The organism is Ottowia pentelensis (assembly GCF_964341695.1).
This window is the reverse complement of record NZ_OZ224513.1, coordinates 63,075-75,273: the sequence shown is the minus strand read 5'-3', so window position 1 is coordinate 75,273 and position 12,199 is coordinate 63,075. Positions and strand designations below refer to the sequence as shown.

At 71.2% G+C, this 12,199-nt stretch carries 12 protein-coding genes; 8 read left to right on the top strand and 4 right to left on the bottom strand.

Features of this window, described 5'->3' with window-relative positions:
* Window positions 1-69 precede the first annotated feature (69 nt).
* Both ACWHMB_RS00350 and ACWHMB_RS00345 read right to left on the bottom strand, forming a co-directional pair.
* Window positions 70-627 (bottom strand): adenine phosphoribosyltransferase, encoded by a 558-nt coding sequence (locus tag ACWHMB_RS00350; protein ID WP_377484450.1) that lies wholly within the window; start codon window positions 625-627, stop codon window positions 70-72.
* 66 nt (window positions 628-693) lie between these two features.
* Window positions 694-2,688 carry a cation:proton antiporter domain-containing protein gene (locus ACWHMB_RS00345; protein ID WP_377484453.1) on the bottom strand — a complete coding sequence of 665 codons (1,995 nt, stop codon included), beginning with the start codon at window positions 2,686-2,688 and terminating at the stop codon, window positions 694-696.
* A 58-nt stretch (window positions 2,689-2,746) separates the two neighbouring features.
* Between ACWHMB_RS00345 and ACWHMB_RS00340 the strand changes: the two genes are divergently transcribed.
* The 4 genes from ACWHMB_RS00340 to ACWHMB_RS00325 all read left to right on the top strand — a co-directional run bounded on the left by ACWHMB_RS00340 (window position 2,747) and on the right by ACWHMB_RS00325 (window position 5,936).
* Complete coding sequence (locus tag ACWHMB_RS00340; protein ID WP_377484456.1) at window positions 2,747-3,724, top strand: KpsF/GutQ family sugar-phosphate isomerase; 978 nt, start codon at window positions 2,747-2,749, stop codon at window positions 3,722-3,724.
* Window positions 3,725-3,898: 174 nt separating this feature from the next.
* The gene (locus ACWHMB_RS00335) at window positions 3,899-4,450 is read left to right on the top strand and encodes a KdsC family phosphatase (protein ID WP_293222396.1); all 552 of its coding nucleotides are present in this window, start codon (window positions 3,899-3,901) and stop codon (window positions 4,448-4,450) included.
* A complete protein-coding gene (gene lptC, locus ACWHMB_RS00330; protein ID WP_377484458.1) occupies window positions 4,447-5,070 on the top strand; it encodes an LPS export ABC transporter periplasmic protein LptC in 624 nt (207 codons plus the stop codon). The genes ACWHMB_RS00335 and lptC overlap by 4 nt, the downstream gene beginning before the upstream one ends.
* A gap of 71 nt (window positions 5,071-5,141) precedes the next feature.
* Window positions 5,142-5,936, top strand: a complete 795-nt coding sequence (locus ACWHMB_RS00325; RefSeq protein WP_377484461.1) for an SDR family oxidoreductase — start codon at window positions 5,142-5,144, stop codon at window positions 5,934-5,936.
* A 67-nt stretch (window positions 5,937-6,003) separates the two neighbouring features.
* Here ACWHMB_RS00325 and ACWHMB_RS00320 read toward each other — a convergent pair whose 3' ends face one another.
* A complete protein-coding gene (locus ACWHMB_RS00320; protein ID WP_293222402.1) occupies window positions 6,004-6,507 on the bottom strand; it encodes an RNA recognition motif domain-containing protein in 504 nt (167 codons plus the stop codon).
* Between the two features lie 505 nt (window positions 6,508-7,012).
* Here ACWHMB_RS00320 and metX point away from each other — a divergent pair.
* The 4 genes from metX (at window position 7,013) to ACWHMB_RS00300 (ending at window position 11,505) form a co-directional block, all read left to right on the top strand.
* Window positions 7,013-8,155: a homoserine O-succinyltransferase MetX gene (metX, locus tag ACWHMB_RS00315; RefSeq protein ID WP_293223067.1), complete on the top strand. Its 1,143-nt coding sequence runs from the start codon at window positions 7,013-7,015 to the stop codon at window positions 8,153-8,155.
* A complete protein-coding gene (metW, locus tag ACWHMB_RS00310; RefSeq protein ID WP_447648405.1) occupies window positions 8,152-8,733 on the top strand; it encodes a methionine biosynthesis protein MetW in 582 nt (193 codons plus the stop codon). Before metX ends, metW begins: the two co-directional genes overlap by 4 nt.
* A gap of 58 nt (window positions 8,734-8,791) precedes the next feature.
* Window positions 8,792-10,144 carry an amidase gene (locus tag ACWHMB_RS00305; protein ID WP_293223063.1) on the top strand — a complete coding sequence of 451 codons (1,353 nt, stop codon included), beginning with the start codon at window positions 8,792-8,794 and terminating at the stop codon, window positions 10,142-10,144.
* A 188-nt stretch (window positions 10,145-10,332) separates the two neighbouring features.
* A complete protein-coding gene (locus ACWHMB_RS00300; RefSeq protein ID WP_377484466.1) occupies window positions 10,333-11,505 on the top strand; it encodes a helix-turn-helix transcriptional regulator in 1,173 nt (390 codons plus the stop codon).
* Window positions 11,506-11,512: 7 nt separating this feature from the next.
* Here the strand turns inward: ACWHMB_RS00300 and ACWHMB_RS00295 are convergent, their stop codons facing one another.
* A complete protein-coding gene (locus ACWHMB_RS00295) occupies window positions 11,513-12,187 on the bottom strand; it encodes a transglutaminase-like domain-containing protein (protein ID WP_377484468.1) in 675 nt (224 codons plus the stop codon).
* Window positions 12,188-12,199: the final 12 nt, after the last annotated feature.

Genomic DNA, 12,199 nt, shown 5'->3' with positions numbered 1-12,199 from the left:
CAAGGCTTGAAGGGTTGACAAAGGGGAGCGGCGCGCACCGCAGCGGCGTGCCGCGTGAAAAAAAGTCGCTCAGTGGCCGGCGAAGTCGACCAGCGTGAACAGTTCCAGGCCGGCCTCGCGCAGGCGCTGCGCGCCGCCCAGCTCGGGCAGGACGACGATGGCGGCGCCTTCGGTCACGGTGGCGCCCAGTTTTTCCAGCAGCTTCTTGCCGGCCATCATGGTGCCGCCGGTGGCGATCAGGTCGTCGATCAGCAGCACGCGCTGGCCCGGGGTCACGGCGTCGGTGTGCAGCTCCACGGTGGCGCTGCCGTATTCCAGCTCGAAGGTTTCCTGCACCGTGGTGTAGGGCAGCTTGCCCTTCTTGCGGATGGGCACGAAGCCCACGCCCAGCTCGTAGGCAATGACCGAGCCGATGATGAAGCCGCGCGCGTCCAGCCCGGCCACCACCTCGGGGCGCCGCGCCGGCTCCATGTAGCGGTGCACGAAGGCGTCGATCAGCACGCGGAACACGCGCGGGTCCTGCAAGAGCGGCGTGATGTCGCGGAACTGCACGCCCGGCGCCGGCCAGTCGGGCACGGTGCGGATGTGCTGGCGCAGGTAGTCGGTGATGGCGAGCGGTGCGGTCATGGGTGGGCGAGGTCGGCGGGGCGGTCGAAGGGCCATTGTGCCGCGCGGAGGGCGCTCGGGGGCAACTCAGGGGGCCAGCGCCTGCTCCGCGCGCGACAGCGCCTCGGCCTTGCCCGACAGCACCAGGGTCTCGCCGCCTTCCAGCGTGAAGGCCTCGTGCGCGGCGACGGGAATGCCCAGGCGACTGCGCAGGCGCACCACGCGCAGCGCGCCGCCCTCGCCCACCGCCTGCTTCAGCACGTCGGCCAGGCGCTGCCCGGCCGCCGCCGGCGGCACCGTCAGGGTGGCCAGGCGCTCGGCCTCCAACTCGTCCTCGTGGCTGTCGGCGGCGCCGTGAAAAAAGCCGCGCAGCAGGCCATAGCGCTGCTCGCGGTACTGCTGCACGATGTGGATCACGCGCCGCATCGGCACGCCCACCAGCGCCAGCGCGTGGCCGCCCAGCATCAGCGCGCCCTCCTGCGACTCGGGCACCACCTCGGTGGCGCCGGCGGCGCGCAGGCGCTCCAGGTCGCGGTCGGTCTGGGTGCGCACGATCACCGGCGTGTGCGGCGCCAGGGCGCGGACGGTGGCCAGGGTCTTGAACACGGTGGGCGTGTCCAGATAGGTCAGCACCACGGCGCTGGCGCGCGTCAGGCCGGCGGCCGTCAGCGTGGGCGCCTTGGTGGCGTCGCCGAAGGCCACCGCCTGGCCGGCGCTGCGCGCCTGCTGCACGTGGTCGGGGTCCAGGTCCAGCGCCATGGTGGCGATGCCCTCGTGCTCCAGCATGCGGGCCATGGCCTGGCCGCTGCGCCCGAAGCCGAGGATCAGCACGTGGCCGCTGGTGTTGATCGACTCCACCGCGATGTGCGTCATCTGCAGCGACTGCTGCAGCCATTCGCTGGCCACCAGGCGCAGCACGATGCGGTTGCTGGCCATGATGATGAAGGGCGTGGCCAGCATCGACAGCACCATCGCCGCCAGGATGGGGTGAAACAGCTCGGGCGCCACCAGGCCCTCGCGGCGGCTGAGGGTCAGCAGCACGAAGCCGAATTCGCCCGCCTGCGCCAGGTACAGGCCGGTGCGCAGGGCGGTGCCGGCGCTGGCCCGCAGCGCGCGCGCCAGCACGGTCACCAGCACCAGCTTGAAGGCCACCGGCACCAGCAGCAGCACCAGCACCAGCGGCCAGCGCAGCATGACCTGGTGCACGTCCAGCAGCATGCCGATGGTGATGAAGAACAGGCCCAGCAGCACGTCGTGAAAGGGCCGGATCTCGGACGCCACCTGCACGCGAAACTCGGTCTCCGAGATCAGCACGCCGCAGATGAAGGCCCCCAGCGCCAGCGACAGGCCCGCCTGCTGTGTCAGCCAGGCCAGCCCCAGGGTCATCAGCAGCAGGTTGAGCATGAACAACTCGGGACTGCGCCGGCGCGCCACGATGGTCAGCCAGCCGTGCATCAGGTGCTGGCCGCCCCACAGCAGCAGCGCGATCAGCAGCCCCGCCTTCAGCGCCGCCAGGCCCAGGCCGGCCAGCAGCTGCTCGGGCGGCAGGTTCAGCGCCGGAATCAGCACCAGCAGGGGCACCACCGCCAGATCCTGAAACAGCAGCACGCCCATCACGCGCTGGCCGTGTTCGGACTCCAGCTCCAGCCGGTCGGCCATCATCTTGACCACGATGGCGGTGCTGCTCATGGCCATGGCGCCCGACAGCACCAGGGCGGTCTGCCAGCTCATGTGCCAGACGGTGGGCAGCAGCCAGGCCAGCACCATCGAGCCGCTGGTGGCCAGCAGCATGGTCCACAGCACCTGCGCCAGCCCCAGCCCGAACACGTGGCGGCGCATGGCGCGCAGCTTGGGCAGGTTGAACTCCAGCCCGATCACGAACATGAGAAAGACCACGCCGTACTCGGCCAGTTGGCGAATGCCCTCGGCGTCCTGCCCGAAGGCCAGGCCCAGCGTGTGCGGCTCCATCATCACGCCCGCCAGCAGGTAGCCCAGAATGGGCGGCAGCTTGGCCCAGCGGCACGCCGCCACCCCCAGCACGGCGGCCAGCAGGTACAGCAGCGTCAGCTCGAGCGAACTCATGCCCGATGGTAGTGCACCGAATGGTGCACACATCAGGGCGCCCGATAGAATTTGGCGCATGAAAGTCAACCCCGAGCAGGCCCTGCGGCTGGCGCGCGAGGCGCTGGCCATCGAGGCCGACGCCGTGCGCGCCCTCACGCAGCGCCTGGGCGACGGCTTCGTGCAGGCGGTGCAGCTGATGCTGGACGTGCGCGGCCGCGTGGTCGTCATGGGCATCGGCAAGAGCGGGCACGTGGGCCGCAAGATCGCCGCCACGCTGGCTTCCACCGGCACGCCGGCCATGTTCGTGCACCCGGCCGAGGCCAGCCATGGCGACCTGGGCATGATCAAACCGGTGGACGTGGTGCTGGCCATCTCCAACAGCGGCGAGAGCGAGGAGCTCAACGTCGTGGTGCCGCTGGTGCGTCGTCTGGGCGCGCCGCTGGTGGCCATGACGGGGCACACCGACTCCACCCTGGCCCACCACGCCGACGTGGTGCTCGACAGCGGGGTCGAGAAAGAGGCCTGCCCGCTCAACCTGGCACCCACCGCCAGTACCACCGCGCAGTTGGCGCTGGGAGACGCGCTGGCCGTGGCGCTGCTGGACGCGCGCGGCTTCAAGGCCGAGGACTTCGCCCGCTCGCACCCCGGCGGCGCGCTGGGGCGGCGCCTGCTCACGCGCGTGCTCGACCTCATGCGCGCGGGCGAGGACGTGCCGCGCGTCGGGCCCGACGCGCCCTTCGGCGAGCTGATGCGCGAGATGACGCGCAAGGGCCTGGGCGCCTCGGCCATCGTCGCCACCGACGGCCAACTGCTGGGCATCTTCACCGACGGCGACCTGCGCCGCCTGGTCGAGACCGGGCGCGACCTGCGCGCGCTCACCGCCGGCCAGGTCATGCACGCCGGGCCGCGCACCATCAACCCCGGCGCGCTGGCGGCCACCGCCGCCGAGCAGATGGAGCGCCACCGCATCACCGTGCTGCTGGTGACCGACGACGCGGGCCAGCTGGTCGGCGCGCTCAACACCAACGACCTGATGCGGGCCAAGGTCATATGACCCACCCCCAGGCTCCACACGCTGCGCGTTGTTGCGCCTCCCCCCTCGGGGGGGCAGCGCCAGTGGCCGGGGAAACCCCGGCCACGGCGCTTGCTGGCATGGCCTGCTCCGCGGCCTTTGGGCTCGCACCGTTTCACGCGTTGCGGGCAGCACCTCAACGCCAAGGCTCCTGAGATGCAAGTTGCCCAGACTTGGCCGGCCGAACTGCTGCTGCGCGCGCAGGGCATTCGCCTGCTGCTGCTCGACGTCGACGGGGTGCTGACCGACGGCGGCCTGTACTACGGTGAGGGCGGCGAGGTGCTCAAGCGCTTTCACACGCTGGACGGTCACGGCCTGAAGCTGCTGGGGCGCGCGGGCATCGCCGTGGGCGTCATCTCGGGGCGCGACTCGCCGGCGCTGCGCCAGCGCCTGGCGGCGCTGGGCATTCAGCACGCCCGGCTGGGCACCGAGGACAAGCTGCCCGCCGCGCAGGCCCTGCTGCAAGAGCTGGGCATCGACTGGCCGCAGACCGCCGCCATGGGCGACGACTGGCCCGACCTGCCCTTGCTGCGCCACGCCGGCTTGGCCTGCGCGCCGGCCAACGCCCACGCCGAGGCGCGCGCGCTGGCCGCCCACGTCACCGCGCTGGCCGGCGGCGCGGGCGCGGTGCGCGAGCTGTGCGACCTGCTGCTGGCGGCCGGCGGCCACTATCGGCGCCTGCTCGATCAACACCTGGGGCCGGCATGAACAGCGCCCGCCTGTGGCGCCACGGCAAGGAGCAGTTCTTTGCCTGGCTGCCGGCGCTGATGATGGCGCTGTTTGCCCTGGGCACCGGCTGGCTGGTGCGCCACACGCCCGACTTCACCGCCGCCAGCACCGTGCCCGGCCCGCTGACGCACGAGCCCGACTACCAGATGCGCTCGTTCGCGGTGCGCAGCTTCGACGCCGCCGGGCGCATGACCTCCGAGCTGCGCGGCGTCGAGGGCCACCACTACCCCGACACCGACACGCTGGAAGTCAGCCAGCCGCGCGTGCGCTCGTTCGACGCGAAGAACCAGCTCACCGTGGGCCGCGCCGAGCGTGGCGTGTCCAACGGCGACGGCTCCGAGATCCAGCTCTACGGCCAGGCGCAGGTGGTGCGCGAGCCCAACACCGGGGCCGACGGCCGGCCCACGCCGCGGCTGGAGTTTCGCGGTCCCTACCTGCACGCCTGGGTCAAGGACGAGCGCGTCAGCTCCGACCAGCCGGTCGAGCTGCTGCGCGGCCCCGACCGCTTTACCGGCGACCGCTTCGACTACGACAACCACAGCGGCGTGGCCAACCTGATCGGCCAGGTGCGCGGCGTGATCCAGCCGGCGCGGCGCTGAAGGCCGGGCATGAGCGCGCCGGGCCGCTCCCAAGCGCGAATCCCGCAGCGCGCAGCGCGGAGGGTCATCCAGTGAGCGTTGCGCGAGGACTGGTCTTCATCACCGGCGCCTCCAGCGGCATCGGCCAGGCCCTGGCCCGGCGCTACGCGCAGGATGGCTGGCGCCTGGCCCTGGTGGCGCGCCGCGCGGCCGAGCTGACGGCCTGGGCCGAGGCCCAGGGCTGGCCCGGCGAGCGCTGGCGCGTGTATGGGGCCGACGTGGCGCAGGTGGACGCCATCGCCGCCGCCGGCCAGGCCTGCCTGGCGCAGCAGGGCGTGCCCGACGTGGTGATCGCCAGCGCCGGCATCAGCATCGGCGTGGACACCGCCGTGCGCGGCGACCTTCAAGTCATGGCGCGCATCTTCGCCACCAACAACCTGGGCCTGGCGGCCAGCTTTCAGCCCTTCATCGCGCCCATGCGCCGGCGCGGCAGTGGCACCCTGGTGGGCATCGCCAGCGTGGCCGGCATTCGCGGCCTGCCGGGCCACGGCGCCTACTGCGCCAGCAAGGCGGCCGTCATCGCCCATTGCGAAAGCCTGCGCGGCGAGCTGCGCGGCAGCGGCGTGCGCGTGGTCACCCTGCTGCCCGGCTTCGTCGACACGCCGCTCACGCGCGGCAACCGCTACGCCATGCCCTTCCTGATGACGCCCGAGGCCTTTGCCCGGCGTGCCCAGCGCGTCATTGCCAAGGGCGCCAGCTACCGCGTCATCCCCTGGCCCATGGGCGTGGCGGCCAAACTGCTGCGCCTGCTGCCCAACGCGCTGTTCGACCGCGTGCTGGCGGGGCGCCCGCGCAAGGCGCGCCAGGGGGCCAGTGAGGAGCCATGAAACCATGAAAAAGGGCTCCCGCAGGAGCCCTTGCTTCAATCACGGCCAAGCCGGATCGGGTGGACGATCAATAGTCGTCGCGACCGCCACCGCCGTCACGGCGGCCACCGCCGCGCGGGCCGCTGCCGTAGGGGCTGCGAAAGCCGCCGTCGTGGCCGCCGCCGCCTTCGCGGCGACCGCCGCCGTAGCCGCCTTCACGCGGGGCACCACCACCGCCGCCGTAGCCACCTTCGCGGCGACCGCCGCCGTAGCCACCGCCGCCACCACCATAGCCGCCGCCACCGCCGCCGTAGCCGCCACCGCCGCTGCGGGGCGGACGCGGCTCCATCGGGCGCGCCTCGTTGACGACCACGTTGCGGCCGCCCAGCGACTGGCCGTTCATGCCGTCGATGGCGGCCTGCGCCTCGGCGTCGCTGCCCATCTCGACAAAGCCGAAGCCCTTGGAGCGGCCGGTGTCGCGCTCCATCATGACTTTGGCGCTGCTGACCGCCCCGAACTGGCTGAACGCCTGCTCGAGATCCTGGTCGCGCACGGAATACGGCAGATTGCCGACGTAGAGTTTGTTGCCCATCGAAAAGGGACTCCTCAAGAACTATGGAAACGCGATGGAGTCCGCAAAACGCCTTCGACGAAGCTGCTCAAGGCTGAGAGCGAAGGGAAACTGACTGCTTTCACCGCAGGGTCAAACAAGGGTTGAATGTTTGGGAATGTGTGCAGGGTGCACACCCGCGCGATTATGCGTCAGAAATTCCGCCGTCAAGCAGGAAAAAATCAACCTTTGAATTTTGTCGGATATTCGTTTGGCCATGAGGTGGCGAGCGATTCCCGTGCGCGCCGTGCCCCAGCGCCAGCGCGGCGCAGTGTGGCATGTCCGCAACATTCGCCGGGCCCGCGGCGGCGGATCGGCGCTTCACCATGCGCATCGCCCGGCCATTGTGGGCGCCGTCGGCACGGCGCTATACTGGACTCTCACAGCGCCGATTTGCTTCCTGCTTGCGGGCGCTTTTACAAATGCAGCTAAAGACGGACAAGCGCAAACCCCGGCTTTCCGCCTCTTTGGCGAGCCGGGTTTTTTTATGTCCTTCATCGTCCAGCCGCACAGCCTGCACTTCGAGGCCCCGCTGCCGCTGCAAAGCGGCGCCTCGATCCGCGGCTACGACCTCAGCTACGAGACCTACGGCCAGCTCAACGCCGCGCGCGACAACGCGGTGCTGATCTGCCACGCGCTCAACGCCTCGCACCACGTGGCCGGCTGCTACGCCGGGCAGGACAAGAGCGAGGGCTGGTGGGACAACATGATCGGCCCCGGCAAGCCGGTCGACACCGAGCGCTTCTTCGTCATCGGCATCAACAACCTGGGCTCGTGCTTCGGCTCCACCGGGCCGATGCACGTCAACCCCGACACCGGCCGCATCTACGGCGCGGACTTTCCGGTCATGACGGTGGAAGACTGGGTCGATGCGCAGGCGCGCCTGCTGGACGCGCTGGGCGTGCACCAACTGGCCGCCGTGATGGGCGGCAGCCTGGGCGGCATGCAGGCGCTCAGCTGGACGCTGCAATATCCCGAGCGCGTGCGCCACGCCGTGGTGGTGGCCAGCGCGCCCAACCTGAGCGCCGAGAACATCGCCTTCAACGAGGTGGCGCGCCGCGCCATCGTCACCGACCCGGACTTTCACGGCGGCCACTTCTACGAGCACGGCGTGCTGCCCCAGCGTGGCCTGCGCATCGCCCGCATGATCGGCCACATCACGTATTTGTCCGACGACGTGATGAACGAGAAGTTCGGTCGCGAGCTGCGCGAGGCCGTCACCCAGCACGCCAGCGGCTATCGCTACAGCACGCAGGACGTGGAGTTCCAGATCGAAAGCTACCTGCGCTACCAGGGCGACAAGTTCAGCCAGTACTTCGACGCCAACACCTATCTGCTGATCACCCGCGCGCTCGACTACTTCGACCCCGCGCGCGCCTTTGGCGGTGACCTGACGCGGGCGCTGGCGCGTGCGCAAAGCAAATTTTTGCTGGTGAGCTTTACGACCGACTGGCGCTTCGCCCCCGCGCGCTCGCGCGAGATCGTCAAGGCGCTGCTGGAAAACCGCCGCGCCGTCAGCTACGCCGAGATCGACGCGCCCCACGGGCACGATGCGTTTCTGCTGGATGACCCGCGCTACACGGGCGTCGTGCGCTCTTATTTTGAAAGCATCTCGGGAGCGCGGGCATGAGCGACTTGCAACTGCTGAACACCATCGCCAACTTGGTGCCCGCCGGCAGCCACGTGCTCGATCTGGGCTGCGGCGATGGCGCGCTGCTGCAGCAGCTGACGCGTGACAAGGGCTGCACCGGCTACGGCATCGACATCGACGACGCCAACGTGCTGGCCTGCGTGCGCCGCGGCGTCAACGTGCTGCAGGTCAACCTGCACCAGGGCCTGACGTCCTTTGCCGACCAGAGCTTCGACGTGGTGCTGCAGATCAACACCCTGCAGCACCTGCGCAACGCCGAGGTCATGCTGCGCGAGACCGCGCGCGTGGGCCGCGTGGGCATCATCGCCTTTCCCAACTTCGCGCACTGGGCCAACCGCCTGTCGGTGCTGCGCGGGCGCATGCCGGTGACCGCGCGCCTGCCTTATCAGTGGTACGACACGCCCAACATCCGCGTCGGCACCTTCAAGGACTTCGAGGTGCTGGCCGAAAAGAACGGCCTGAAGCTGCTGGACGCCTTTGGCCTGGACGAGCAGCACGTGGTGCGCCGCTGGCCCAACCTGCTGGCCGGCACGGCGGTGTTCAAGCTGCAGCGCTGAAAATTCAACCAAATCGGCCTGCAGCGACCATCAAGCAAGCGCGAGCAGCTATCAAAAAATGATCAACCTGCCCACCCTCGAACAACTGGCCGCCGAGCTGGCGGCCGGCACCACCACCGCGCAGGCCCTGATCGAGGCGGCGCTGGCGCGCGCGGAAGACGCGGCCGGCGAAGGCGCGGCGGTATTTACGCACATCGGCTTCGAGCGCGCGCGCGCCATGGCCAAGGCCAGCGACGAGATGCGCGCCGCCGGCATCGTGCGCTCGCCGCTGGAGGGCATTCCGGTCTCCATCAAGGATCTGTTCGACGTTGCCGGCGAGGTCACCACCGCCGGCTCGGCCGTGCTGCGCGGCGCCGCGCCCGCCACGCGCAATGCGCCCGTGGTGCAGCGCCTGATCGCCGCTGGCGCGGTGATCGTCGGGCGCACCAACCTGAGCGAATTCGCCTTCTCGGGCCTGGGCCTCAACCCGCACTGGGGCACGCCGGCCAACCCCTGGGACCGCGCCACGCGCCGCATTCCGGGCGGCTCCAGCAGCGGCGCGGCGGTGTCGGTCACCGACGGCATGGCGGCGGTGGCCATCGGCACCGACACCGGCGGCTCGGTGCGGATTCCATCGGCGCTGTGCGGGCTCACGGGCTTCAAGCCGACGCAGCGGCGCGTGCCGCGCGAGGGCGCGCTGCCGCTGTCCACCTCGCTCGACTCGGTCGGCCCGCTGGGCGCCAGCGTGCGCTGCTGCGTCATCACCGACGCCATCCTGGCCGGCCAGCCGGTGCCCGCGCCCGCCGCGCGCGAGCTGGCCGGCGCCCGGCTGGCGGTGCCCGAGACGCTGGTGCTGGACGGCCTGGACGCCTTTGTTGCCACGGCCTTCGAGCGCGCGCTGGCGCGCCTATCGGCCGCCGGCGCGCGCATCACCCGCCTGGCCGTGCCCGAGTTCGCCGAGTTCGCGGCGCTGAACGCGCGCGGCAGCCTGACCGCCGCCGAGGCCTGGGCCTGGCACCGCGCGCGGCTGGCCCAGCACGCGGTCGACTACGACCCGCGCGTGGCCAGCCGCATCCGCGGCGCCGAGGCCATGAACGTGGCCGATTACATCGACCTGCTGGCCGCGCGCCGGCGCTGGATCGCCCAGGTGCAGGCCCGCATCGACGGCTTCGACGCGCTGGCCCTGCCCACCGTGCCGGTGGTCGCGCCGCCCATCGCCGAGCTGCAGGCCAGCGACGCGGCCTACTTCGCCGCCAACGGCCTGATCCTGCGCAACCCCACGCTGATCAACTTCCTCGACGGCTGCGCGCTGTCGCTGCCCTGCCACGCGCCGGGTCAGGCGCCCGTGGGCCTGATGCTGGCCGGCCTCGGCGGGCGCGACCGCGAGATCCTGGCGCTGGGCGCGGCGGTGGAGCCGATCCTCGCGGCCTGAGCCGGCGCCGTGGCGCATATCGTGCGCCAGAAGCTATCATTGATATAGCTTGTTGCGCCCAGCCCACGCGGGCTAGAGGCATATTTCACACCTAATCCCGAAACCCGGCGCCCAGCGTCAGCGGGCGCTCGCCGTCGCGGCACAATTGCTTACCGGTCTGAATCGAGCCGGGGAAGAGCGAGGGACACATGGCCGAGGATGAAGTCGCCGAGCGCCCGTGGGTGCGGCGGGTCGACGCGCCGCTGGAAGGCGGGGCGCTGTCGCTGGCCGCGCTCGAGCGCGTGCAGACGGCGCTGTATGGCGCGGTGGGGCGCGACGACGCCTGGCCCGAGGCGCTGCGCGTGCTGGCGCACGAGTTCGACGCCCACATCGCGCTGCTGGTGGCCGCCGGCCAGGGCCAGCGCGACCAGAGTTTCTATGCCGCCTGGAACCAGACGGAAGCGGCCGCGCGGGCCTTTTCGGACCACTGGTGGCAACACGACCCCTGGCTGGCGCAGGGCATCGCGCAGGGGCTGTTTCGGCACGGCGTCATCCGGCGCGGCAGCGACATCGTCGCGCCGGCGGCGCTGCGCGCCAGCCGCTACTACCGTGAATACCTGAGTACCCTGCCGGCCGAGCACCTGCTGGCCTGCGTGGTGTCCGACGGCAGCGTGCCCGGCATGGCGCCGGCCTCGCACCTGAGCCTGTTTCGCCGCCCGGATCAGGACGACTTCAGCGCGCAGGACGTGCAACGCCTGCGGGCGTACTACCCGCACCTCCTGCGCGCGTTCGACCTGCACTGGTCGCACCGCCGGCTGGCCGACCAGGTGACGCTGCTGCACCGCTTTCTCGACGCCTTCGAGTTCGGTGTCGTCATGCTCGGCCCCGACGCCGCCGTGCTGCATGCCAACCGCAGCGCGCGCGACATGGCGGCCGAGCCCAGGCTGGCGCGCTGGCTGGGCAGCCTGCCCGCGCGCGTGGCGGGGCACGAGCCGCTGGGCCCGCTGGTGCACGAGGGCCTCCGCGGCCAGGGCGGCGGCGGGGTGCTGGGCGGCGCGCGGCCGGTGCTGATGGCGCTGGCCCTGCCCGTGGGCGCGGCCGCGGCGCAGCCCGGCGCGTGCATGCTGCTGCTGACGCGCTATGCCCAACTGACCGAGTCGGCGCTGGACTTCGTCATGCGCACCTTCGCCCTGAGCGCGGCCGAGGCGCGCCTCTTGCCCCTGCTGCTGCGCGGCAGCACGCCGGCCGACATGGCGGCGCAACTGGGCATCAAGCTCGGCACCGTGCGCAGCCAGCTGTCCGCCATCTTCGCCAAGACCGGCTCCGTGCGCCAGCAGGACTTGATTCGGCTGCTGGGCAGCGTGCCGCCGGTGCGACTGTGAGCGCCGTTCAGGCGCCGGTCTCGCGCGCCACGTCGGCCGCGAAGTCGCTGTGTGCGCCCATGCCCTGCATCCAGGCGCCGTAGACGCGGTGGAAGTCGGCGGCGATGCGATCCAGCGGCAGGTCGTCGAAGGCGCCGCGCTGCTGGACGTATTCCATGTGCCGCTTGCCGCTGGCGTCGAAGGCGTGATAGATCGAGTCGTGCACGCCGTCGAAGTCCAGCGGCAGCAGGCCGAACTTCTCGCACAGCTCGATGTTGAAGGCCGGCGTGGCCTTGCGCCAGGCGCCATCCAGCCACAGCTCGGTGTAGCCGTGCCAGATGAACAGGTCGGTCTGCATGGTCTGGCGCATGCGCTCGGTCGACAGGTGGTTGCGCACGTCGGCAAAGCCCAGCCGCGCCGGGATGCCGGCCGCGCGCGCCGCCGCCGCCAGCAGCGTGGCCTTGGGCACGCACCAGCCGTAGCCGTGGGCCAGCACCGTGCTGGCGCGCATGCCCTGGGGCGAGAGGTCGATGCGATACGGGTCGTAGCGAAAGCCGTCGCGCACCGCCCGCACCAGGGCGACGGCGCGCTCGCGCTCGGTGGCGCCTTGTGCGTGCTCGCGCGCGAAGGCCTGCACGGCGGGATGGTCGCGGTCGATGGCTGGCGTGGCGGCCAGGTGGGCGGGGGTGGGTTGATCGGCCATGCGGCTACCGTA